We start from the raw sequence: 22,081 nt of genomic DNA on the forward strand, positions 1-22,081 counted from the left end.
CTGGCCGGAACTCTGCTAAGATCGGGCGCTGGGCCAAAACGGCCGCTGATAACGGAGGTGAATCATGCCCCGCAATGCGCTGCTCTTGCTGTCCCGGCTGCTGCTCGCGGCACTGTTCGTGCCGTCCGGCTTCCATGCGCTTGCCGACATCGCCGGCACATCTAGCTATTTCGCCGGCCTCGGACTGCCGCTGCCAACACTCGCTGCCTGGGGCACGGGGCTGTTCGAGCTGATCGCCGGGCTGCTCATCCTCGTCGGCTTCAAGACGCCGATCGTGGCGCTGCTGCTCGCCGCCTTCTGCATCGCGACCGCCTTCATTGGTCATTACGGCCAAGGCGGCGACGATCCGACGCTGACCTTCCTGCATTCACAGATGCTGATGAAGGACATTGCCATAGCAGGGGGTTTTCTGGCGCTGGCAATGGCTGGTGCGGGCGCCTGGTCGGCCGACGGGCGTGGCATCGGCGTCGGTGCCGAAGCGACCTGAAAGACTGGCGTCAGCACAGATCATCAGGCGTTCAGGAAATTGGCCAGAATGATCTCGCGCCAGACGCGGGTCGGCGTCACCCAGGCATCCTGGGCGTTGTACTTGCCTGCATAGATCACGGCGGCGATGTCGGCCTCGGGCATCAGCCAGAGCCGCTGTCCGCCATTGCCGAAACCCCCATACCATGATTTCGGGGCGGCGAATGCTGGCGCCGGCGCGTCGCCGGTGAACCACAACCGGCCATAACCAAGGCCGTCCGGCGTCGAGATTGTGGCTGTTAACGACGCGTTTATCCAGCCTTCCGACGCGATCCTCTCTCCATTCCACAGACCCTTGCGAAGAAGGAGTTGGCCGATCTTCAAAAGATCAGGGGCCGCCAGCCTGAGGCCGGACGCTACGGAGGCGACGCCGTCACCACCAGCCGACCAGTGAAAGCGCTCGATGCCAAGCGGCGCGAAAAGCGCCTCGCGCGCGAAATCCGGCAGGGATTTGCCGCAGCCTCTTTCAATGATCGCGCCAACCAGCGCGACGCTGCCGCCGGAATAGATCCAGCGGCTCCCAGGGTCGGCGATGATCGGCCGCTCAAGGATGAAGCGATAACGATCGGGCGCGTTCTCCATCGCGATCTCGCTGTTCTGCGGATCGCTATAGGGACGGTTTTCGTCCCACTCCATGCCGAGCGTCATCGTCAGCGCATGGCCGATCGTGATCTTCTCACGCGCGGGATCGGCGGCGAGATCGGCGTAAAGCAGGCTGACGATGCTCTTCGTTACCGAGCGCAGATCGTGCAGCGTGCCGGCGTCAAAGGCGATCTGCCCGATCGGGCGCCCCCATTCTTCGTCCCTGCCCTCGGCATAGTGCTCCAGGAAGACCTTCTCGGAGCGGGCAGCGAGAACGATGTGCAGGTCGCGCAACAGGCCGGACTCGAGCCCGGCAAGCAGCTTGCGGTGGATCGCTGGATCGAAGCCGAGCGCTTCGGCTGCAGCTACGGACGGAGATGACGATGGGATGGTTATGGAATTTTTCGCTCTGCGTTTACCCCACGTCCCGAAATCCGGCCTTGGACCGCCCGTTCACTTCACAGACATGCTTGGCCCGCCCTCGACCGCCAGCACCAGCCGGCGGTTGGTGACTCTTGCCAGCTGTGCCAGCCGGCCAGCCGGCCGCTCGCCGTAAAGATCGGCCAGCGCTGCCGGCAGCACCAGCGCCAGCACGCCATTGCCGCGGTTTTCCCATTTCAGCCGCGGCATGACGCCCGGCATTGCCGCGGTCAACAGATAGACGACGCGCAACAGCGCCGCCAATACCCGGGCGCGTTCGAGATAGCGCGGTGTCGCCAGCCCGCGGATTTCCGGAGCGGCTTCATTGAACACGCCCTCGTGGCGAAACAGGCTGACAAGCGCCAGGAAGGCGCGGCCGGGATGGTCGACGCCGATGAACGAGGCGTGGGCGATGATGTTGAGCGATTGCTTGCCGCGATATTCGGGATGGGCGCGCCAGCCGATATCGGCAAGCAGGCAGGCGGCGTGGCGGTAGCGCGCCTCATCCCTGGTTTCGTCGATGCCGAAGGCAGCGAAGGCCTTACCGGTCCATTCGACAAGCTCATGCGCGTGGTCGACCGATCGCGAGCGCAGGCGGGCAAGCTCTTCCGCCGCCGAGATCAGCGGATCGGCTTTCTGTTCGGCCTTGTCGAGCAGCGAATAGAGAAAGCCCTCGCGCACGCCCAGCGCCGACACGATGATCTTCGACGGCTGCATCGCCGCCATGATCTCCTGCAGCACGATGGCGCCGTAGGGCAGCAGCGAGCGGCGGTTCTTGGAGACGCCCTCGATGCCCTTGACCTTATCGATCTCGGCTTTGGCGACCTGCCGGAGGAAGCTCGCGGCGCTTTCGATGCCGATCTCGTAATGGTGCATGACGCCGAGCGGGTAGTTGGTCATTTCCATGTGCAGACGGGCGAGGTTTCGCCAGGTGCCGCCGACCGTGTAGAAGGCCCTGCCCTGTCCGCCCTTCAGCAATTTCGCCCGCGCCAGTTGCTCGCGCGTGATCTTTGCCGCCTGGGTCAGCGAGTTCTTCGCCATGTCCTGCAGGCGCAAGCCGCCCAACGGCAGGGTGATGCCGTCACCGATCGCCTCTCCGTCGATATCGATCAGTTCGAGGCTGCCGCCGCCAAGATCGCCGGCGATGCCGTTGGCCGGGTGGAAACCGGAGATGACGCCGAGCGCCGAATAATGGGCTTCCTCGCGGCCGCTCAGCACCTGGATCTCGGTCTTGAGTACATCCTCGGCGCGGTGGATGAAGTCGGGGCCGTTGACCGCCTCACGGGCGGCGGCGGTCGCCAACACATACATGCGCTCGGCGCCGGCCTGGTCGGAGAGCGCGCGGAAACGGCGGAACTCTTCCATCGAGCGCGTCACCGCCTCGGGATCGAGCTTTCCGGTCGAAACGATGCCGCGGCCGAGGCCGGCGAGCATCTTTTCGTTGAACAGCAAGGTCGGCGAGCGCGCCAGCCCTTCATAGATGACAAGACGGATCGAGTTCGACCCGATATCGATGATGGACAGCGGTCGGCGGTCCTGAAGCCGGCCCTGGGACGCTGAAATCATCAGCCCGTCGCTGCGTTCTGTTTCTTGCGGCGCTTGAACTGCGCGATGCGCTTGGGCGCATGCGACTTCAACGCATCGCCCCGTCCGGACAGGCTCGGATTGGTCATGAAATATTCCTGCGCGTTGAACGGTTCCTCGCCCTCCTCCAGCACAACGCGCCGGGAGGTTCCGTCAGCCAATACGTCGAAACTTTGCTGGTTGTCCATGATGTTGCCGAGCATGATCTGGCCGAGCACCTGTTCATGCACAGTTGGATTGGTGATCGGCACCATGGTCTCGACCCGGCGGTCGAGATTGCGCGGCATCAAATCGGCCGAGGAGATGTAGACGATCGCCCCGTCCGAGGGCAGGCCGTGGCCGTTGCCGAAGCAATAGATGCGGCTGTGCTCGAGGAAGCGGCCGACGATCGACTTCACCCTTATGTTCTCCGACAGGCCCGGCACCTGCGGTCTCAGGCAGCAGATGCCGCGCACGACGAGATCGATCTCGACGCCGGCGCGGCTGGCATCGTAGAGCGCATCGATGATGATCGGATCGACCAGCGCATTCATCTTCATCCAGATGCGAGCCGGCCTGCCATCCAGCGCGTGGCCGATCTCGTCCGAAATATGCTTGAGGATGCGGTTGCGCAGCGTGAACGGCGATATGGCCAGCCGCATCTGCTCGGCCGGCTCGGCATAGCCGGTGATGAAATTGAACAATTGCGCGACATCGCGCGCGATCGTCGGATCGGTGGTGAAGAAGGACAGGTCGGTGTAGATGCGCGCGGTGACCGGGTGGTAATTGCCGGTGCCGAGATGCACGTAATTGCGTAGCCTGCCATCCTCGCGCCGCACCACCAGCGACATTTTCGCGTGGGTCTTCAATTCGAGAAAGCCGAAGACGACCTGGACTCCGGCGCGCTCGAGGTCGCGCGCCCAGCGGATGTTGGCCTCCTCGTCGAAGCGCGCCTTTAGCTCGACCAGCGCCGTCACCGACTTGCCGGCCTCGGCGGCGTCGACCAAAGCCCGCACGATCGGGCTGTCGTTGGAGGTGCGGTAGAGCGTCTGCTTGATCGCCACCACTTCCTGATCGGCCATCGCCTGGCGCAGGAACTGCACCACCACGTCGAAGGATTCGTAGGGGTGGTGGACGATGATGTCCTTCTCGCGGATGGCGGCAAAGCAATCGCCACCATGCTCGCGGATGCGCTCCGGGAAGCGCGGATTGTAGGGCGTGAACTTCAGATCGTCGCGAGCGACGGCGACGATCTCCGAGATCTGGCTAAGCGCCAGCGGACCGGTAAGCACGCTGATGCGGCTGGCCGAGACGCCAAGCTCGCCGGCGACGAAGTCGCGCAATTCGGACGGCATCAGCCTGTCGAACTCGATCCGGATGACCGAGCCGCGGCGGCGACGCTTCAGCGCCGTCTCGAACAGCCGCACCAGATCTTCGGATTCTTCCTCGACCTCGATATCGCTGTCGCGGATGATGCGGAACGTGCCGGAGCCCTTGACCTCGTAGCCGGGGAACAGCTTGCCGATGTAGAGACTGACCGCCTCTTCGAGCGGAACGAAGCGGACGTGATGCTTGCGATCCGGCAAGCGGATGAAGCGCCTCAGCGCTACCGGCAGGCGCAAAAGCGCGCTCATTTCCTCGCCGTTCTTGCGGTGGCGCAATTGCAGCGCCATCGAGAAACCGAGATTGGGAATGAACGGAAACGGATGCGCTGGGTCGATCGACAGCGGCGTCAGGACCGGAAACACCTGCTCCTGGAAATGGTCCTCGAGCCAGGTCTTCTCGTCCTTGGTCAGCGCATCGCGGGTGATGCTCTCGATGCCTTCCTTGTTGAGCTGCAGCATCAGCGCCGAAAGGCTGTTCTGCTGGTCCTCCTGCAGGCGCTCGACCTCGCGCAACAGCTGTTCGAGCTGCTGCTCGGGGGTGCGCCCGTCCGGGCTCTTCAGCACGATGCCCTCGCGCACCTGGCCGGCAAGACCGGCGACGCGGACCATGAAGAACTCGTCGAGATTGGCCGCCGATATCGACAGGAAGCGAACGCGCTCGAGCAGCGGATGATTGGCGTTCAGCGATTCCTCGAGCACGCGCCGATTGAATTGCAGCCAGGAAAACTCGCGGTTGACGAAGCGGTCAGGATTGCCGCCTTCGCGGCTCGCAGCCTCGATGGTGATGAATTCGTTCTGGACCGGCTTCAGTTCGTTCATAGTTCCTGCTCTTCTCACACCCGTCCGCGGATTACGGTGTTAACCGGCTTAACTTATCCTCTGACAGGCTTTTGCGACAGTTTCATTTCATCGATCTTGCAAAGAGACGGGTTATGATCCAGATGCAATCGACAAGATCAGGAGACGACGATGGCAGGCGGTTCCATTCCCCATTTCCAGAACGATGCGGGCTATCCGGCAATCGACATCGGCGTCAAGGAATTCATGTGCACCGGCGCCAATCCGCCTTTCGACCATCCGCATGTATTTCTCGACATGGGCGACGACAATGAAAAGGTCTGCCCCTACTGCTCGACGCTCTATCGCTATTCGCCGAAGCTGAAGGCATTGGAAACGGTGCCGCCGGGCTGCCTTTATATCGACCAGGCCGCCTGATTCTCCTGCGACAAGCCTGATGCAGGAAACGCAGTCCCGGCAGGTCGTCATCGCCGGGGCGGGCGTTGCCGGGCTGACCGCGGCACTGGCCTTCGCCGAGCGCGGCTATCGGATAAAACTGTTCGAACAGGCGCAGCACCTCGAGGCTGCCGGCGCCGGCATCCAGTTGTCGCCCAACGCGACACGCATTCTTCGACAACTCGGCGTACTCGATCGGCTGCTGCCGACGGCGGTGCGGCCGGAGGCGGTTGTGCTCAAGGATGCCGCCACGCTGGGCGAGCTGGCGCGCGTACCGCTTGGCCCGGCCGCCGAAACGCGCTGGGGGGCACCCTATCTCGTCGCCCACCGCGCCGATCTGCAGTCAGCGCTGATGCAGCGGGTTTCGGAGCAGCCCGGGATCGAACTGGTCGCTGGCGCGCGGGTGACCGACATCGCAGCCGGACCGAAAGCTGTTGCCGTCACCGCATCGGCTGATGGCGAAACGGTCGAGGCTGGCTGTCTGCTGATCGGCGCGGATGGCGTCTGGTCGTCGGTGCGAGAACAACTGGCCCGCAAAGCGGCCGAATTCGGTAGTAGCCGGTTTTCAGGTGAGCTGGCGTGGCGCGCCACCGTCGGTGCCGACAGCCCTGCTGGCCAAGCCTTTGCAGCGATCGGTGCGCCCGATTGCGTTACCGCATTCCTCTATCCCGGCTTCCATATGGTCGCCTATCCGGTCAGCCGTGGCACTGCCTTCAACCTCGCCGCCTTCACCAGGGGCGAGCGCATCGCCGAGGGCTGGTCGGGGCATGCCAACCCCGCCATCCTCGTCAGCGCCATGCGCGGTACCGCGCCGGCGCTGGTCCGTCTGGCGAGCGAGGCGGCGCCGTGGACGGCATGGCCGATCCACACCGTCGAGCAGCGGCGGTGGACGACACCGGAAGGCGTCGCGCTGATCGGCGATGCGGCGCATGCGATGACGCCCTTTGCCGCACAGGGCGCGGCGATGGCGATCGAGGACGCGGCGACGCTTGCCGGCTTCGTTGCCACCTCGCCTGCCGATCTCAGCGGCGCGCTTGCCGCTTGGGAACAGGCGCGGCGGCCGCGCGTCGCCCAGGTCGCCCGCCGCGGCGCGGTCAACCGCCTCGCCTGGCACGCGGCCGGGCCGGTGGCGATGGCCCGCAACCTGTTCCTGGCGATGCGCTCACCCGAAAAGCTCGCCGCCGATCTTGATTGGCTTTATGGCTAGCGGGCGCGCGAGTCTGGGGATCGGCGATAAAAAGCTCGATAGGCCGGCGGGACAGCGCCCCCCTCTGTCCTGCCGGACATCTCCCCCACAAGGAGGGAGATTGGCAGTTTCGGCGCCTTGCTAGGTCCTGCGACGTTAGAGATTGGCGAAAGGAGGGCTCGAAGGATCGCGGCGTTGATCAGCCGGAACCCTCTTCAATTGTGAAGCCGCATCGACAGGCCGAGCGAGGCTGGCAGCGGGTTCCACCAGCCGGTGCGCAGCCCGGCCGTGCGCAGTGCCGCCGCCGTCCAGGTGTTGCAGCCGATCAGCGCGTTGAAATGGCCATTGGCTTCGAAGAAACGATCGAAGCGGGAATAGGCCGCATTCTCGATCGGAATGGCCCCGTTCGGCCCCCGCTGGAAGCTTGCCGCAATGTAATCGAGCAGCGCCGCAAAGCGTTCGTCGCCGATGTCGAAGCCGGCGACGTCGGGATGCGGCTCGGCGATGTCGCCGGAAATGTCGACATGCATCACCGAGGCATCGACGGTCAGCGCCTTCATCACCGGCATCGGCTTCAGCTCCGACCAGGTCGGCGTCTCCAGATAGAAGGCGCGGCCGCCCCAGCCGAAGACGATGTAGCGGACCTCCGCCATGTCGGCAGGAATGCCGGCATCGACCAGGAAATGGAAGCGCCGGCGCATATCGTCGTCGACCGGGATGGCGATGTCGGTGTGGATCGGATTTTGCAGCACCAGGATGCGGTGGCTTGCGCCGATCGGATCGGCAACTGCCGCCGGCCAGAGCGGGCGCGGCAGCAGCGTGCCCAGCGCTGCGGCAAGCACTGTTGCAACGACCAGCAGGCCAAGAAAACGGGCAAGCTTCTTCATGGGAAAGGCTTAGAGCAAGCCATGCTCAAGGTGAAGCGTCTCTGGAGTTGCACGGCTGACAAAGCGCTTGACGCGTATCCTCCCCGGGAGGATATGCTCAAGCATGTCAGATCACCTCCACGCCTCGCATCCTTCCATCATAAAGCGCCTGAAGCGCGCGCAAGGTCACCTTGCGGCTGTGCTGGCCATGATCGAGGCGCATCGCCCTTGCGTTGATCTGGCGCAGCAGCTTCATGCCGTCGAAAGGGCCATCAGCAGCGCCAAGCGCGAGCTGATCAACGATCACATCGAGCATTGCCTCACGGACAGCGTGGAAACCGGCGGCAACTCGCTGGCGGAACTCAAGCAGCTGGCGAAGTATCTATGAATGCCATCGTAGCCCGCATTCTGGACTGGCTCGGGTTCGGCTCGCACGCCGCACATCATCACGGCGATCACGGTTCGCACGGTCACACCCACGGCGTCATCGATGCGACAATTGCTACCACCGACCGGGGCATCTGGGCAATCAAATGGTCGTTCGTAATCCTGGCCATCACCGCGGCGTTGCAGATGGTCGTGGTTGTGCTGTCGGGGAGCGTGGCATTGCTGGCCGACACGATCCATAACATCGGCGATGCGACAACGGCGATCCCGCTATGGATTGCGTTCGTGCTGGCGCGGCGCAAGCCGTCGCGGACCTTCACCTATGGCTTGGGCCGGGTCGAGGATCTGGCCGGCATCATCATCGTGCTCATCATCCTGTTCAGCGCTGTAGTCGCCGCCTACCAAGCCATCGACAGGCTGATCAATCCACAAGCGGTGACACACCTGGGCTGGCTGGCGGCGGCGGGCATTGTCGGCTTCCTCGGCAACGAGGCGGTTGCCGTGTTCCGTATCCGCGTCGGCCGCGAAATCAACAGCGCGGCACTCATTGCCGACGGCTACCACGCCCGCACCGACGGACTTACCAGCCTTGCCGTGGTCATCGGAGCCATCGGCGTCTGGCTCGGCTTTTCCTTGGCCGACCCGATCGTCGGCCTGCTGATCACGATTGCGATCTTCGGTATCGTGTGGCAATCGGCCCGTTCGGTGCTGACCCGCATGCTGGACGGAATCGAACCCGGTGTGATGGATGAAATCCGACATGCCGCCGAGCATATTGCGGGCGCGCATATTGTCGATGCTAAGGCGCGCTGGGTCGGTCATAGATTGCACGCCGACATCGCAATTGCCGCGGACGAAACCTTACCGCTGTCGGCGGCGAACAAGATCGCGGCAGCGCTGAAAGACGAACTGTCCCAGCATATGCCAGCCCTGGCTGAGGCGAATGTCCGGTTTTCAACGGAACGTGGAGAGAACGACCATCCTCACGAGCACACGCATGACCACGGCCACATGCACTGACGCTCGCCGATTTTCTGCTAGTCTCGTCCGATGTTCCAGACGCTCGTCGAATTTCAGCGCACGATCTATCTGACGCTCGGCGAGCAGATCAAGCTGCTTGCGGCCGGAGGCAATTGGCTGGCATTCATGGCCTTCCTGCCGATGGGCGTCGTGTTCGGGGCTGCCCATGCGCTGACGCCGGGTCATAGCAAGGCGGTCCTGGCGACCTATCTTGCCGGTTCGGATGCGAAGGTCTCGCGCGGCCTGCTCGTGTCTATCACGCTATCGTTCACGCATGTGACGATTGCCGTTCTGATTGCGGCTCTCTCGCTGCCACTGGTCTCCATAGCATTGGGCAGCGTTGGCCGCGCTCCGCTTCTGGAGCATATCAGTCGTGGGCTGCTCGGCCTCATTGGCGTCTGGATGCTCTGGCGCGCTTTGAGCCACAGCCATCACCACAGGCACGAAGGCGAGGCTGTCGGCGTGATGGCAGGCCTGATCCCCTGCCCGCTGACGCTTTTCGCGATGACTTTCGCGATCTCCAGGGGTGTTCCGGCAGCGGGCGTCCTGTTTGCCATCACCATGATGGTCGGCGTGGCGCTGACGCTGTCCTGCGTCGCGGTATTGTCGATCGTGTTTCGGGAACGGCTTGTACAGTTTTTCGCGCGCCAGCCACGGCTGTTCGAAACCATCTCCCGGGCCATCGAGGGCGCCGCCGGTCTCGCCCTTGCCGGCGTCGCTGTCTGGCAGATCACATCAGCTTAAGAGAAAACATGGTTTCAGCCACTGCATGGCGTCCGGGCCGGTGCAGCGGTTGGAACGAGCCAAGCCGACGCCGGTCATGTCACATCGATCACGACCATCAGCCCGCCGCCGCCCTTCTCCTCGACATTGTTGTTCGTGGTGTGATGCGGGATGTGGCAATGGATCAGCCATTTGCCCGGACGCTGCGCCTTCCAGATCACGTCGTAGCGCTGACCCGGCCCGACATTGACCGTATCGGCAAGGAAACGACCCGAGGCAGGGATCGTCTCGCCGTCGCGGGCAACGACCTCGAACGGTCCGCCATGGATATGCATCGGATGGATGAAGCCGTTATTGGTGCCGATGAACCGCACCTTGAGCGTCTCGCCGACCTTCATCGGGATCGTCTCGGTCGAGGGATAGGCCTTGCCGTTGATGGTGAAGAAATTCGGCATGCCGCCGTCCATCGGCATCGACGGGTACGTCAGCCCTTCCCGCACCAGCCATTCCTGAAGCTCGATGACGTAATCATGGTCGGCCGCGACCTCATCGGCGGGATTGGCGGGATCGATGATCAGCGCACCGTAGAGGCCGAGCGCCTGGGTCCGGTCCGGCTTGGCGTGGGGGTGGTAGAAATAGGTTCCGTGCTGGGTTGCGGTGAATTCGTATGAATAGGATTGGCCGGGCTCGATCGGCGCCTGCGTGATTTCGGCTGGCCCATCCATCTGGTTCGGCAGGATCAGGCCATGCCAATGCACCGTCGTTTCCTCAGGCAGGCCGTTGGTGACGTTGATCCTGATCCGGTCGCCCTGGCGAATATGAATTCGCGGGCCGGGAATCTGGCCATTATAGGCATAGGCGTCGACCGCAACGTTAGGCAGGATTTGCCAGCGGACCACCGAAGGCCTGAGCTCGAACACCTTGATGCCGTTCTCCATTCGAAAAGGCAGGTCCTGGTCACCCTTTGCCGTCAGATCATAAGAGGCGGCCACAAGGCGAGGATCGGTGGCGGCCATGTCGCGCATCGCGTCGGCCGGCGTGTCGCGGTCCATGATCATGCCTTGCGGCATGATCACCCCGCCGACATCGCGCGCCGACAAGGTTAGGTTCAGCCAGTTCGCCGGCGCGATCATGCCGATGGCGAGGGCCAGCAGGGAGACCATGCTGAGGGCGGCGACTTGCGGGGTCGTGGCATCCGTCTCCATGTGATGACCGGCGCCGCCTTTGCCTTTGTGGGAAGCCATATCGTGGTGCTGCCTGTGATGGCCGCTGGCGTCGGCCTGCTGCATTTGCATCTGCGCGTGTTGCCTCGTGGCAGGCTGCTGCCGACCATTGATGCCGGCTGCCTGCGCGCGCTGCGTCATCAACCCGTGCTTCAGCCCCCGGGCGACCAGCCAGACGTTGGCCGGGTAGGCAAGCGCAAAACCGGCGATGACGCCGATCGACATCACGCCCCAGAATAAGAGCTCCGTCGGTTCCATTGCGCGCATGTCGCGGCCCATCATCAGAAAACTCATGACCGGCGCCATGCCGGCCATCATGAAGTTCATCGAGATGAATTCGGGCAGGAAGCTCTTGCGCACGTTCTCCCAATAGGTGCCGCCCATCATCGATTTCATGAACAGCGACTGGAAGATGAACAGGCCGAAGGCAAAGCCGGCGAGATATTCGACGATCAGGTCGATCCACATCGGCAGGCCGAGCGCCGCCGTGACGGCGGCGGCAAGAATGATGCCGGTGGCATCGCCGGCGACGCAGTGGATGGTGGAGCCGACGCCCTGCTTCCAGAGCGGCTGAGTGAAGAGTTCATGCTCGCCCGGCCGGGGCTCCTTGTCGGCGAGCACGTAGAGTAGCAGGCCGAGCGGACCCATGTAGAGGGTAACCAGGATGAAGCCCCATTTCATCACCACCGGCTCGGGGTTGTTGCGATATTGGTCGAAGCCGACATAAAGCGTCGAAGCCAGCGCCAGCGCGAACCAGACGACGAGGAAATAGTCGATCGGTTGGATGAGCATCAGGATGAGCCCTTAACCTGCCGCCGCACGCGCCCACGCGGCTTGTTATACAACTCCTAATGGCAATGAACGCAGCCGGCGCGCTTATGATCCGTGCCGGCCTTAGTTACCAGGTTGCAAGGTGACCACTCGAGCGGCCTGAAGCACGCTTGCTATCTTCTCGCGCCGCGCACGGTCAGCGCTCGTCGAATACGCGTAAGGCCCTGAGCAAGGCAGCGAGCCCGGTCCGCCGGCCTTGTCACGAACCGGCGTACAGGATCAGTGCAGGATCTGCGACAGGAACAGTTTCGTGCGTTCGTGGCGCGGGTGGTCGAAGAACTCGGCCGGCGTGTTCTGCTCGACGATCTGGCCTTGGTCCATGAAGATCACCCGGTTGGCGACTTTGCGCGCAAAGCCCATTTCATGGGTGACGCAGAGCATGGTCATGCCTTCCTCGGCCAGCCCGACCATCGTCTCCAGCACTTCCTTGATCATTTCCGGGTCGAGCGCCGAGGTCGGCTCGTCGAACAGCATGATACGCGGGTTCATGCACAGCGAGCGGGCGATCGCCACGCGCTGTTGCTGGCCGCCGGAAAGCTGACCGGGATATTTGTTGGCCTGTTCCGGGATCTTGACGCGCGTGAGGAAATGCATGGCGATTTCCTCGGCCTGCTTCCGCGGCATCTTGCGCACCCAGATCGGCGCCAGCGTGCAATTCTCGAGGATGGTCAGATGCGGAAACAGGTTGAAGTGCTGGAACACCATGCCGACTTCGCGGCGCACCTCGTCGATCTTCTTCAGATCGTTGGTCAGTTCCTTGCCGTCGACTATGATCTTGCCCTTCTGGTGTTCCTCCAGCCGGTTGATGCAGCGGATCATCGTCGATTTGCCGGAGCCCGACGGGCCGCAGATGACGATGCGCTCGCCGCGCATCACCTTCAGATTGATGTCTTTCAGCACATGGAATTCGCCGTACCATTTGTGCATGGCGATGATGTCGATGGCGACATCGGTGGTGGAAATATGCATCTTGGCGGCATTGACCTTGATCTCTTCCGCGCTGACGGCGTTTTCTATGGCCATGACAAGGTCCCCTTTTTAGCGTTTGTGGCCGGTGTCGAGACGGCGTTCCGTGTACATTGAATAGCGCGACATGCCGAAGCAGAACAGCCAGAAGATGAAGGCCGCGAACACCAGGCCGGACCTGGCCGTCTGCGGCGTTGCCCAGCTGGCGTCGGAGAAGTTCTGCTTGACGATGCCGAGGAGGTCGAACATCGAGATCACGATGACCAGGCTGGTGTCCTTGAACATGCCGATGAAGGTGTTGACGATGCCGGGAATGACCAGCTTCAGCGCCTGCGGCATGACGACCAGACCCATCTTCTGCCAGTAGCTGAGGCCGAGCGAATCGGCGCCCTCATACTGGCCTTTGGGGATCGCCTGCAGGCCGCCGCGCACCACTTCGGCCATGTAGGCGGCGGCAAACAGCGACACGCCGATCAGCGCGCGCAGGAACTTGTCGAAGCTGACGCCGGCCGGCAGGAACAGCGGCAGCATCACGCTGGCAAAGAACAGCACCGTAATCAGCGGGATGCCGCGTACCGTCTCGATGAAGATCACGCACAGCAGCTTGACGATCGGCATGTTCGAGCGCCGGCCGAGCGCCAGCACGATGCCGACCGGAAGCGACACAGCGATGCCCACGAAGGACAGGCTGAGTGTCACCAGCAGTCCACCCCAAAGCGGGGTTTCGACATAGGGCAGGCCGAACATGCCGCCGAGCAGCAGAACGAAGGCGACGACCGGCAGTGCAAAAAAGAGAAGAATGGCATTCAGCCCCTTGCGCGGTACGCGCGGAATGAGCAGTGGCACCAGCAGCGCCACGAACAGGATGGCGACCAGGATCGGGCGCCAACGCTCTTCCAGGGGATAGCGGCCGAACATGAACTGGCCGAACTTGGCGTTGACAAAGGCCCAGCAGGCGCCGGTCCAGCCGTCCGGCTGGATGCCGCCCTGCGCCACGGTGGCGCAGACCGTGCGGTCCGGTCCCGTCCACTGGGCGTTGATGAAAGCCCAATTGACGATCTGCGGCAGGATCATGGCAACCAGCACGATGCTGATGATGGTCAGGATGGTGTCGCCGGTCGACGCGATCAGATTCTTGCGGACCCAGGCGCCGAGGCCGCGCTCGCTCGACGGCGCCGGCTGCGCCAGCGCCATCTCCGTCCGCACCCAGGACATATCGTGCTCTTGCATGGCCTTATCTCTCCACCAGCGCCATCCTGGCGTTCACCACGTTCATAACCGCCGACGTGATCAGGCTGAGCGCCAGGTACACCGCCATCATGATCACCACGCCTTCGACTGCCTGCCCGGTCTGGTTCAAGACCGTGCCGGCCGTCGCCGTCAGGTCCGGATAGCCGATGGCGATGGCGAGTGAGGAATTCTTGGTCAGGTTGAGATACTGGCTGGTCAGCGGCGGAATAACGATGCGCATCGCCTGCGGCACGACGACAAGCCTGAGGATCGATCCCGAGCGCAGCCCGAGTGCAGCGGCCGCCTCGGTCTGGCCTGCGCTGACGCCCCTGATGCCGGCGCGCACGATCTCGGCGATAAAGGCGGCCGTATAGCACGACAACGCCAGATAGAGTGACAGGAACTCGGGCCTGACCTGAAAGCCACCGACGAGATTGAAGGTCGACTGCTTTGGAAATTCAAAGCTCAGCGGAAAGCCGCTCAGCGCGTAGGCCAGCAGCGGCAGGCCGACGATCAACGCTATGGATGTCCAGAACACCGGGAATGGCTGCCCCGTCGCCATCTGCCGCTGTCGCGCCTTGCGGGCGACGAACCAGGCCATGGCGATGCCGAGGAGCAGTGCGACCAGGATCAGCCAGGATCCCTCGCCCCACATAGCGCGGGGAAAATAGAAGCCGCGCTGGTTGAGAAAGGAGCCGAACGGCAAATTGATGCTGTCGCGCGGCGGCGGCAGCACGGCGAGCACGCCGGAATACCAGAAGAAGATGACCAGCAGCGGTGGGATGTTGCGGAACACCTCGACATAAACGGTGCAGATCTTCCTGATCAGCCAGTTATGCGACAGCCGGCCTATGCCGACGATGAAACCGATGATGGTGGCGGTGATGATGCCGACGACAGCAACGATCACGGTGTTGATAAAGCCAACCAGGATGGCACGGAAATAGGTCGAATCCGATGAATAAGCGATGGCGCTTTCGCTGATGTCGAAGCCGGCGCGGCCCTTGAGAAAGCCGAAGCCGGAAGCGATGTGCAGCCGCGTCAAATTGGCGATGACGTTGTGGGTGACCCACCAGACACCCGCTACCAGCAGGACGAGGACCAGTGCTTGAAAGAATATGCCGCGGACGCGAGGATCATTGATGAAGGAACCGCGGCTTGGCTCCTCGCGAAGAATTCCCTGCGATGCCATTAAACCACCACCCTTCTGGCGACCATCCCCTGGAAAGAGAAACCGGAAGGCAGGAAGCTGCCTTCCGGATCACATTTCGATCAGCGGATCGGCGGAGCGTATTGCAGGCCACCCTTGGTCCACAACGCGTTGATGCCGCGCGCGATCTTCAGCGGGCTGCCCGAACCGACATTGCGTTCGAACATTTCGCCGTAGTTGCCAACTGCTTTGACGATGTTGACGACCCAGTCGTTGGAGACGCCGAGATCGGTGCCGATCTTGGTGTCGGCTTCCTGGCCGAGCACGCGCTTGATCTCAGGATTGTCCGAGTTCTTCATCTCGTCGACATTAGCCTGGGTGATGCCCAGTTCCTCGGCCTGCAACAGCGCAAAGTAGGTCCACTTGACGATGTGGTACCACTGGTCGTCACCCTGGCGCACGGCCGGGCCGAGCGGTTCCTTGGAGATGATCTCGGGCAGCACGACATGGTCGGCCGGCGCGCTGAGCGTCAGGCGGATGCCGTAGAGACCCGACTGGTCGGTGGTGTAGACGTCGCAGCGGCCGGCGTCATAGGCGGCGTTGACCTCATCCAGCTTTTCGAAGACGACGGGGTTGTATTCCATCTTGTTCGCCTTGAAGTAGTCGGCGAGATTGAGCTCGGTCGTGGTGCCGCTCTGCACGCAGACCGCCGCGCCCGAAAGCTGCAGCGCCGAATTGACGCCCGGCAGTTTCTTGGCGTTGATCATGAAGCCCTGACCGTCATAATAGGTGACGCCGACGAAGTTCAGGCCAAGTGCCGTATCGCGGTTGATGGTCCAGGTGGTGTTGCGCGACAGGATGTCGACCTCGCCCGACTGCAGCGCGGTGAACCGCTCCTTGGCGCTGAGCGGCGTGAATTTGACTTTGGTGCCATCGCCGAAGACGGCGGCCGCCACGGCGCGGCAGAAATCCACATCGATGCCTTTCCATTCACCCTTGTCGTCCGGCGCCGCGAAGCCAGCAAGACCTGTGTTGGTGCCGCACTGGATGAAGCCTTTCGCCTTGACGTCGTCGAGCGTGCTCGCGGATGCGGCCGAAGCCGCGAATCCAAACGCGGCGGCGCCCAAAACGCCGATTGCAATGTGTTTCATGACCCACAGACCCTTTTCTGTTTTTTCCAGGCGAACCTGACTTTTTCCCGTGTGAACGCAGCTTCGTATCCCGGCCCATTACCGGAATCCCGCATCGTAACCGACGCGCTGTCTCCCATTCACGAACAACATCGAAGGCGATTATTCCTGTGAGGTCAAGGGAAATGACCAAATCCGAAAGACTTTGAAAACCAACTGGCTGAAATGCCTGAATCGCAGACAAACGCGCCCGCAAATCGGTCAACGCGCCGATAAAGCCGGCAAAATCCGATCGCGCCTTCCCGACCGCGACTTCCCGACCGCGCCGGGCGCCCTGCGGATCTACGGCGCATTGCTGAATTGGCATATTCAAGACCTTTGCCTGGCGAGTGCGGTGCGGTTGCGCGGCCAATGCCGCCGCACTATGGCTAACGACCTACTCACGGGACGAAATGCAATGGCAAAAGACGGCAGCGAGATGGGCATCAACACGCGGCTCGCCCATTCCGGCAACAACCCGCATGACTATTTCGGCTTCGTCAACCCGCCGGTGGTGCATGCCTCGACCGTGCTTTATCCCAACGCGGCGGCGATGGCTTCACGCAGCCAGAAATACACCTACGGAACGCGGGGCACGCCGACCACCGATGCGCTGAACAGCGCGATCGATGCGCTGGAAGGCTCTGCGGGCACGGTCGCGGTTCCATCGGGCCTGGCGGCGGTGACGCTGCCGCTGCTCGCCTTCCTGTCGGCCGGCGATCATCTGCTGATCGTCGATTCCGTCTATCACCCGACCCGCAATTTCGCCGACACGATGCTGAAGCGGCTGGGCATCGAGGTCGAGTATTACGAACCGCGCATCGGCGCCGGCATCGCGGCGCTGATCAAGCCCAACACCAGGGTGGTGTTCACCGAATCGCCGGCCTCCAACACTTTCGAGGTGCAGGACATACCGGCCATCGCCAAGGCAGCGCATGCCGCCGGCGCCATCGTCATGATGGACAACACATGGGCGACGCCGCTCTACTTCCGCCCGCTCGACCATGGCGTCGACATCTCGATCCATGCGGCGACGAAATACCCGGCCGGCCATTCCGACGTGCTGCTCGGCACGGTCTCGGCCAACGCAGCCTGCTGGAAGCAGCTTTGCGAGACGTTCAACACGATGGGATGCTGCGCCGGGCCGGATGACGTCTACCAGGTGCTGCGCGGCCTGCGCACAATGGGCGTGCGGCTGGAGCACCATCAAAAGAGCGCGCTTGCCCTCGCCGGCTGGCTGGAGGGCCAGCCGGGCGTGGCGCAGGTGCTGCATCCGGGGCTGCCCAGCCATCCCGACCACGTTTTGTGGAAGCGTGATTTTTGCGGATCGAGCGGCATCTTCTCTATCGTCCTTGCAGGCGGCGGACAGAAGCAGCAGCACGCCTTCCTCGACGCGTTGAAGTTTTTTGGCCTCGGCTATTCCTGGGGCGGCTATGAGAGCCTTGCCGTGCCGGTATTCCTGGGCGACCGTACCGTCGCCAAGGGCCCGTATGACGGACCGCTGGTGCGCCTGCAGATCGGGCTCGAGGATGTCGAGGATTTGAAGGCCGACCTGGCGCGCGGGCTGGCGGCGGCCGCAGAGGCCTGAGCCAGCACCTTGCCAGACTGAGTCAGGAATCGGCGTAACAGCCTGGAAACACTGCGATCCTGAGCGGTGTCATGGCGACCGATCAGCCGATGAAGCGGCGTCTACAAAATAGAGACGCCGGCGTGGCGGAAGCGATAGAATAGCTTCTGCCGGCGCTTGATGCGGATCGAGGCTGGCCGGCGGATCGGTCGGGAACCTTTTGTCGGCCGATGCATCCAATATCCCGATGAGAAGCCTATCAGGAGATCGCCAATGCCGGCTGTGTTGACGGCAACGTCCGCCGCTTCCGGCGACATGCAGCTTGTCGGCCGCGCGCTGGCACGCGATGGCGATGCATTCCGCACCATCATCAAGACGCACAACCAGAGGCTCTACCGCATCGCCCGCGGCGTTGTGCGCAACGACAGCGAGGCCGAGGACATCGTCCAGGAGGCCTATGTCAGGGCGTTTGCCCACCTCGAGGCCTTTCGTGGCGATGCCTCGCTCGCCACGTGGCTGTCGCGTATCGTCATCAACGAAGCGCTCGGCCGCTTGCGCAAAAGGCGGCGAATGGTGGCGATACCTGAAAATCCGCAAGCCGAAATCATCCGGTTTCCCCTCAACCCGAGCGACGATCCGGAGCGGACGATGGCGCAACGGCAGATCCTTGAGCTTGTCGAACGGGCAACCGACAGTCTTCCCGATGTCTACCGGCTGGTGTTCGTGGCGCGAGTCATCGAGGGGCTGAGCATCGAGGAGACCGGCGAACTGCTTGGCGTGCGACCAGAAACCATCAAGACCCGGCTGCACCGCGCTCGTGCGCTGGTGCGCAAGGCGCTGGACGACCAGATCGGCCCGGTGCTGCTCGACGCGTTTCCGTTCGCGGGCCGGCGCTGTGAACGGCTGACCAATGCCGTGATGCAGCGGCTTGGTCTTTCCGGATAGGTCGCGTCGATTTTCGCGGGAACGTTTTCCGGCGACCTGCATCCAATGAGCATCACTGAAAACGAAGCCCGATGCAGCTCGGCGTCGGGGCGAAGGAGAGCATCATGTTTATTCGATCGACCACGGCACTGGCCGCATTTTTCCTGCTTAGCGCAGCGCCCTTGTCGCAAGCTGCCGACAAGCCGACCGATCCGCAGATCGCACATATCGCCTACACAGCGGGCGTGCTTGACGTCGAGGCGGCCAAGCAGGCGCTGCAGAAATCGAAAAACAAAGAGGTCGTAGATTTCGCCAAGGACATGGTGCGGGATCACGAGGCCGTCAACAAACAGGCTCTCGACCTGGTCAAGAAGCTCAAGGTCACGCCTGAGGACAATCCGACCAGCAAAGCGCTGACCAAGGCGGCGGCCGAGGAACGTGCCAAGCTTGCCAAGCTCAAGGGCGCGGCGTTCGACAAGGCCTATGTCGCCAGCGAGGTGGCCTACCACAAGCAGGTCAATGGCGCGCTCGAAACTCTGCTGATCCCGTCGGCCGGCAATGCCGAGCTGAAGAGCCTGCTGGAAACCGGCCTGAAAATATTCCAGGGCCACGAACAGCACGCCGAACACGTCGCCGGTATGCTGAAGTGAGGATCGGGCCAATGGTGTCGAGGCGGCATCTGTGGGTTGCGCTGGCGCTGACCATCGGCGCCGCACCTGCCAAGGCCGAAACCATTGAGGTGACGATCGACAAGGTTGTGTTTTCGCCCGGAAACATCGAGGCGAAGGTCGGCGACACGATCAAGTGGGTGAACAAGGACGTGTTCGCCCACACGGCAACCGTCAACGGCGGCTGGGAAGTGATGATCCCGCCGAAGCAGGCAGCAAGCCTGATGGTGAAGAAGGCCGAATCGGTCGATTATTTCTGCCGCTTCCATCCCAATATGAAGGGCCATGTGACGGTGACATCGCCCTGACTGGCTAATGCCTGTCGCGCAAAAGTGTGCAGCGGTTTTGCGATAACGACATGCATAAAACAAGAGCCTAAAGCGCGTCGCATGAGGCCGGTCGAACGCGACGTGCTTTTAGGCCGCCAGCCATGCCGTCCCGACAAGAAGCGTGACCAGCGTCAATGGCAGGCCAACCTTGAAGAAGGCGATGAAGCCCAGCGGCTTGCCGGAGACCCGCGCGTGCTCGGCAACGATCAGATTGGCGACCGAGCCGAGCAGCGTGAAATTGCCGGCCAGGGTCGAGCTCATGGCGACGACCAGCCAGGCACGCTCTGGATTCTCCAGGCCGGGTATGAACGGCCGCAGCGCCAGCACGGCCGGAACGTTGCTCATGATGTTGGACAGCACTGCGGTGAAGCCGGACAGCCGCCAGACATCATTCAGCCCAAGGTCCTTTGCCGAAGCGACGATGTCGGGCGTCAGCAATGTCTTTTCGGCACCGGCGACGACGATGAACAGCCCGGCGAACATGAACAGCAGCGGCCCGTCGATCTCGCGATAGATGCGCTCAGGCTTGATGGCGCGGGTCAGCAACAGAATCGCACCGCCAATCAGCGCCGCCTTGGCTACGGGAACGCCGGCAAAGAAAGCGACCGCCAAACCGATACAGACGACCACCGCCTTGAGCACCTGCCCCGGCAGCATGCGGCCGCGATAGACTTCGGGGCTGAGCTCGGCCTTGCGCGAAAATTCGGCGCGGTAGACGATGCGGATGATGACGATGACGGCGAAGAGGCCGAACGCCGCGACCGGTGCAAGTGCCGCCGAGAAGGCCGGATAGGAAATCCCCGACAGGGCGCCGATGACCATGTTCTGCGGATTGCCGGTGATGGTGGCGACACTGCCGCAATTCGAGGCCGTGGCGGTGGCGATCAGATAGGGAACCGGGTTGCGGTTGATGACGCGGGTGACATGGACGACGATCGGCGCCATGACCAGGCAGATGGCGTCGTTGACCAGGAATGCCGACAGGACGCCGGTCAACAGCGTCACCATCACCAGCAGCATGAATGGCGCATGCGCATGCTCAATGGCGAACCCGCCGAGCGCGCGAAAAGCGCCGGACACTTTCAGATGCGCCACGACGATCATCATGCCGAGCAAAAGCGTGATGGTGTCGAAGCTGATGGCGCGGTAGGCGTCCTCCATGCTGAGCGCGCCGATGGCGATCATCGCCGCACCGCCGAGCAGCGCGATGCCTGCCCGGTCGAGGCGTAGCCCTGGTATCGTGCCGATGGCGACGCCGGCATAGGTCAGGACCAGGATCAGCAATGCCGCCGCGCCCATCGCTGTCATGTGTTGGAAATCCTGTTCGCGACTGGCGAGTGAACCTGTCCGGAATGGACGCTGAAATATTGGCGATCCCGACAGGATTCGAACCTGTGACCATCGGCTTAGAAGGCCGGTGCTCTATCCAGCTGAGCTACGGGACCGCTGGCCGGCCGCATGACCGGCTGATTGTTGGCGCCGGCAGGGCCGGTATGAGATCAATGCGTCCAGGGCGTCCTGCGGTCATAGCGGAAATTCTCCGCATAGGAAATCTGGCGGCGTTTGATTTCCTTCGGCTCCTCGACGCGGAAAGACAGCCCTTCCTTCTCGGCATAGGCGACCGCCTCTTCCCTGGTGTCAAAGGTCAGCCTGATCTGGCTTCGCATGTCGCCGGACGTGGTGTAGCCCATCAGCGGATCGATCTTCTTGCGCTGCTCCGGATCGAATTCCAGCACCCAATAGCCGGTCTTGGCCTTGCCGGACTGCATCGCGGTTTTGGCTGGGCTGAAAATGCGGGCTGACATGACCACCTCATTGCTGGTTGCAAGCACACGACCTCGAAACCAGATTACTATTCTCTGGCCATGCACTAGCCCGTCATTACTGCGCAATGGCGCCGGCAGCAAGGCCGATGGCTTTTTACGCTTGCTTTGGCGGGCCGAAATCAATAGGCAACAGACCGTTCGGAGTGTAGCGCAGCCTGGTAGCGCATCTGGTTTGGGACCAGAGGGTCGGGAGTTCGAATCTCTCCACTCCGACCATTCATCAAGCAAATCTCGTCGGCAGCGCAAGCTGATCACGCTCGAGCGTGATCCGTCGCCGTATCATGCTCAGGCAACGGACGGACAGCACG

The 22,081-nt window shown here is 62.6% G+C and carries 21 protein-coding genes and 2 tRNA genes; 11 read left to right on the forward strand and 12 right to left on the reverse strand.

Annotated elements, in window-relative coordinates; all coding sequences use genetic code 11:
- Positions 1-64: 64 nt before the first annotated feature.
- Positions 65-487: a DoxX family protein gene (locus NKH43_RS18920; protein ID WP_023722730.1), complete on the forward strand. Its 423-nt coding sequence runs from the start codon at positions 65-67 to the stop codon at positions 485-487.
- A gap of 23 nt (positions 488-510) precedes the next feature.
- Here NKH43_RS18920 and NKH43_RS18925 read toward each other — a convergent pair whose 3' ends face one another.
- The 3 genes from NKH43_RS18925 to NKH43_RS18935 all read right to left on the reverse strand — a co-directional run bounded on the left by NKH43_RS18925 (position 511) and on the right by NKH43_RS18935 (position 5,294).
- A complete protein-coding gene (locus NKH43_RS18925; RefSeq protein ID WP_352859412.1) occupies positions 511-1,401 on the reverse strand; it encodes a serine hydrolase domain-containing protein in 891 nt (296 codons plus the stop codon).
- 159 nt (positions 1,402-1,560) lie between these two features.
- On the reverse strand, positions 1,561-3,093 hold the full coding sequence (gene ppx, locus NKH43_RS18930; protein WP_023722728.1) for an exopolyphosphatase: 1,533 nt from the start codon (positions 3,091-3,093) through the stop codon (positions 1,561-1,563).
- A complete protein-coding gene (locus NKH43_RS18935; protein WP_352495566.1) occupies positions 3,093-5,294 on the reverse strand; it encodes an RNA degradosome polyphosphate kinase in 2,202 nt (733 codons plus the stop codon). The genes ppx and NKH43_RS18935 overlap by 1 nt, the downstream gene beginning before the upstream one ends.
- Positions 5,295-5,444: 150 nt before the next feature.
- Here NKH43_RS18935 and NKH43_RS18940 point away from each other — a divergent pair, with 150 nt between their 5' ends.
- Both NKH43_RS18940 and NKH43_RS18945 read left to right on the forward strand, forming a co-directional pair.
- Positions 5,445-5,690, forward strand: coding sequence for a zinc-finger domain-containing protein (locus tag NKH43_RS18940; protein ID WP_023722726.1), 246 nt, complete (start codon positions 5,445-5,447; stop codon positions 5,688-5,690).
- A 19-nt stretch (positions 5,691-5,709) separates the two neighbouring features.
- Complete coding sequence (locus NKH43_RS18945) at positions 5,710-6,915, forward strand: FAD-dependent monooxygenase (protein ID WP_352495567.1); 1,206 nt, start codon at positions 5,710-5,712, stop codon at positions 6,913-6,915.
- Between the two features lie 194 nt (positions 6,916-7,109).
- Here the strand turns inward: NKH43_RS18945 and NKH43_RS18950 are convergent, their stop codons facing one another.
- Positions 7,110-7,781, reverse strand: coding sequence for a TIGR02117 family protein (locus NKH43_RS18950; RefSeq protein WP_352481908.1), 672 nt, complete (start codon positions 7,779-7,781; stop codon positions 7,110-7,112).
- A gap of 103 nt (positions 7,782-7,884) precedes the next feature.
- Between NKH43_RS18950 and NKH43_RS18955 the strand changes: the two genes are divergently transcribed.
- From NKH43_RS18955 to NKH43_RS18965, 3 genes are read left to right on the forward strand one after another with little or no spacing between them, the layout of a single operon-like run.
- Entirely contained in the window at positions 7,885-8,148 is a 264-nt protein-coding gene (locus NKH43_RS18955) for a metal-sensing transcriptional repressor (RefSeq protein ID WP_023719742.1), read from the forward strand.
- On the forward strand, positions 8,145-9,167 hold the full coding sequence (locus tag NKH43_RS18960; protein ID WP_502906493.1) for a cation diffusion facilitator family transporter: 1,023 nt from the start codon (positions 8,145-8,147) through the stop codon (positions 9,165-9,167). The genes NKH43_RS18955 and NKH43_RS18960 overlap by 4 nt, the downstream gene beginning before the upstream one ends.
- A 30-nt stretch (positions 9,168-9,197) precedes the next feature.
- On the forward strand, positions 9,198-9,911 hold the full coding sequence (locus NKH43_RS18965; RefSeq protein WP_023719744.1) for a HoxN/HupN/NixA family nickel/cobalt transporter: 714 nt from the start codon (positions 9,198-9,200) through the stop codon (positions 9,909-9,911).
- A gap of 74 nt (positions 9,912-9,985) precedes the next feature.
- On the opposite strand, the gene NKH43_RS18970 is transcribed toward NKH43_RS18965, so the two are convergent.
- The 5 genes from NKH43_RS18970 to NKH43_RS18990 form a co-directional block, all read right to left on the reverse strand.
- Positions 9,986-11,905 (reverse strand): multicopper oxidase domain-containing protein, encoded by a 1,920-nt coding sequence (locus NKH43_RS18970; protein ID WP_352495569.1) that lies wholly within the window; start codon positions 11,903-11,905, stop codon positions 9,986-9,988.
- A gap of 258 nt (positions 11,906-12,163) precedes the next feature.
- Positions 12,164-12,913, reverse strand: a complete 750-nt coding sequence (locus NKH43_RS18975; RefSeq protein WP_031194215.1) for an amino acid ABC transporter ATP-binding protein — start codon at positions 12,911-12,913, stop codon at positions 12,164-12,166.
- A 69-nt stretch (positions 12,914-12,982) separates the two neighbouring features.
- Positions 12,983-14,140 carry an amino acid ABC transporter permease gene (locus NKH43_RS18980; RefSeq protein WP_352859413.1) on the reverse strand — a complete coding sequence of 386 codons (1,158 nt, stop codon included), beginning with the start codon at positions 14,138-14,140 and terminating at the stop codon, positions 12,983-12,985.
- A 4-nt stretch (positions 14,141-14,144) separates the two neighbouring features.
- The gene (locus NKH43_RS18985; protein ID WP_352859415.1) at positions 14,145-15,332 is read right to left on the reverse strand and encodes an amino acid ABC transporter permease; all 1,188 of its coding nucleotides are present in this window, start codon (positions 15,330-15,332) and stop codon (positions 14,145-14,147) included.
- Positions 15,333-15,412: 80 nt separating this feature from the next.
- Positions 15,413-16,441: an amino acid ABC transporter substrate-binding protein gene (locus NKH43_RS18990; RefSeq protein ID WP_023719749.1), complete on the reverse strand. Its 1,029-nt coding sequence runs from the start codon at positions 16,439-16,441 to the stop codon at positions 15,413-15,415.
- Positions 16,442-16,877: 436 nt separating this feature from the next.
- Between NKH43_RS18990 and NKH43_RS18995 the strand changes: the two genes are divergently transcribed.
- The 4 genes from NKH43_RS18995 (at position 16,878) to NKH43_RS19010 (ending at position 19,926) form a co-directional block, all read left to right on the forward strand.
- On the forward strand, positions 16,878-18,047 hold the full coding sequence (locus NKH43_RS18995; protein WP_352481770.1) for a cystathionine beta-lyase: 1,170 nt from the start codon (positions 16,878-16,880) through the stop codon (positions 18,045-18,047).
- Positions 18,048-18,299: 252 nt separating this feature from the next.
- Complete coding sequence (locus NKH43_RS19000; protein ID WP_023719752.1) at positions 18,300-18,971, forward strand: RNA polymerase sigma factor; 672 nt, start codon at positions 18,300-18,302, stop codon at positions 18,969-18,971.
- A gap of 104 nt (positions 18,972-19,075) precedes the next feature.
- A complete protein-coding gene (locus NKH43_RS19005; protein WP_023719753.1) occupies positions 19,076-19,600 on the forward strand; it encodes a DUF4142 domain-containing protein in 525 nt (174 codons plus the stop codon).
- Between the two features lie 11 nt (positions 19,601-19,611).
- Entirely contained in the window at positions 19,612-19,926 is a 315-nt protein-coding gene (locus NKH43_RS19010; protein WP_352481771.1) for a cupredoxin domain-containing protein, read from the forward strand.
- A 108-nt stretch (positions 19,927-20,034) separates the two neighbouring features.
- Here the strand turns inward: NKH43_RS19010 and NKH43_RS19015 are convergent, their stop codons facing one another.
- The 3 genes from NKH43_RS19015 to NKH43_RS19025 form a co-directional block, all read right to left on the reverse strand.
- On the reverse strand, positions 20,035-21,255 hold the full coding sequence (locus NKH43_RS19015; RefSeq protein ID WP_352495570.1) for an anion transporter: 1,221 nt from the start codon (positions 21,253-21,255) through the stop codon (positions 20,035-20,037).
- A gap of 60 nt (positions 21,256-21,315) precedes the next feature.
- Positions 21,316-21,392: transfer RNA gene (locus NKH43_RS19020), tRNA-Arg, on the reverse strand.
- 54 nt (positions 21,393-21,446) lie between these two features.
- Positions 21,447-21,752 carry an ETC complex I subunit gene (locus NKH43_RS19025; RefSeq protein WP_352515784.1) on the reverse strand — a complete coding sequence of 102 codons (306 nt, stop codon included), beginning with the start codon at positions 21,750-21,752 and terminating at the stop codon, positions 21,447-21,449.
- 160 nt (positions 21,753-21,912) lie between these two features.
- Between NKH43_RS19025 and NKH43_RS19030 the strand changes: the two genes are divergently transcribed.
- Positions 21,913-21,989, forward strand: a tRNA-Pro gene (locus NKH43_RS19030).
- Positions 21,990-22,081: the final 92 nt, after the last annotated feature.

The sequence above is a fragment of the Mesorhizobium sp. M1163 genome (genome assembly GCF_040318415.1).
Taxonomy (GTDB): domain Bacteria; phylum Pseudomonadota; class Alphaproteobacteria; order Rhizobiales; family Rhizobiaceae; genus Mesorhizobium.

Excerpts from the sequence above, each read along its gene's own strand:
- ppx (WP_023722728.1), bottom strand. The coding sequence starts at position 3,093 with ATGATTTCAGCGTCCCAGGGCCGGCTTCAGGACCGCCGACCGCTGTCC.
- NKH43_RS19005 (WP_023719753.1), top strand. The coding sequence starts at position 19,076 with ATGTTTATTCGATCGACCACGGCACTGGCCGCATTTTTCCTGCTTAGC.
- NKH43_RS18945 (WP_352495567.1), top strand. The coding sequence starts at position 5,710 with ATGCAGGAAACGCAGTCCCGGCAGGTCGTCATCGCCGGGGCGGGCGTT.
- NKH43_RS18985 (WP_352859415.1), bottom strand. The coding sequence starts at position 15,332 with ATGGCATCGCAGGGAATTCTTCGCGAGGAGCCAAGCCGCGGTTCCTTC.
- NKH43_RS18960 (WP_502906493.1), top strand. The coding sequence starts at position 8,145 with ATGAATGCCATCGTAGCCCGCATTCTGGACTGGCTCGGGTTCGGCTCG.
- NKH43_RS18990 (WP_023719749.1), bottom strand. The coding sequence starts at position 16,441 with ATGAAACACATTGCAATCGGCGTTTTGGGCGCCGCCGCGTTTGGATTC.
- NKH43_RS18950 (WP_352481908.1), bottom strand. The coding sequence starts at position 7,781 with ATGAAGAAGCTTGCCCGTTTTCTTGGCCTGCTGGTCGTTGCAACAGTG.
- NKH43_RS18975 (WP_031194215.1), bottom strand. The coding sequence starts at position 12,913 with ATGCATATTTCCACCACCGATGTCGCCATCGACATCATCGCCATGCAC.
- NKH43_RS18970 (WP_352495569.1), bottom strand. The coding sequence starts at position 11,905 with ATGCTCATCCAACCGATCGACTATTTCCTCGTCGTCTGGTTCGCGCTG.
- NKH43_RS19000 (WP_023719752.1), top strand. The coding sequence starts at position 18,300 with ATGCCGGCTGTGTTGACGGCAACGTCCGCCGCTTCCGGCGACATGCAG.
- NKH43_RS18995 (WP_352481770.1), top strand. The coding sequence starts at position 16,878 with ATGGCAAAAGACGGCAGCGAGATGGGCATCAACACGCGGCTCGCCCAT.
- NKH43_RS18965 (WP_023719744.1), top strand. The coding sequence starts at position 9,198 with ATGTTCCAGACGCTCGTCGAATTTCAGCGCACGATCTATCTGACGCTC.
- NKH43_RS18980 (WP_352859413.1), bottom strand. The coding sequence starts at position 14,140 with ATGCAAGAGCACGATATGTCCTGGGTGCGGACGGAGATGGCGCTGGCG.
- NKH43_RS18935 (WP_352495566.1), bottom strand. The coding sequence starts at position 5,294 with ATGAACGAACTGAAGCCGGTCCAGAACGAATTCATCACCATCGAGGCT.
- NKH43_RS18955 (WP_023719742.1), top strand. The coding sequence starts at position 7,885 with ATGTCAGATCACCTCCACGCCTCGCATCCTTCCATCATAAAGCGCCTG.
- NKH43_RS19025 (WP_352515784.1), bottom strand. The coding sequence starts at position 21,752 with ATGTCAGCCCGCATTTTCAGCCCAGCCAAAACCGCGATGCAGTCCGGC.
- NKH43_RS19010 (WP_352481771.1), top strand. The coding sequence starts at position 19,612 with ATGGTGTCGAGGCGGCATCTGTGGGTTGCGCTGGCGCTGACCATCGGC.
- NKH43_RS18940 (WP_023722726.1), top strand. The coding sequence starts at position 5,445 with ATGGCAGGCGGTTCCATTCCCCATTTCCAGAACGATGCGGGCTATCCG.
- NKH43_RS18920 (WP_023722730.1), top strand. The coding sequence starts at position 65 with ATGCCCCGCAATGCGCTGCTCTTGCTGTCCCGGCTGCTGCTCGCGGCA.
- NKH43_RS19015 (WP_352495570.1), bottom strand. The coding sequence starts at position 21,255 with ATGACAGCGATGGGCGCGGCGGCATTGCTGATCCTGGTCCTGACCTAT.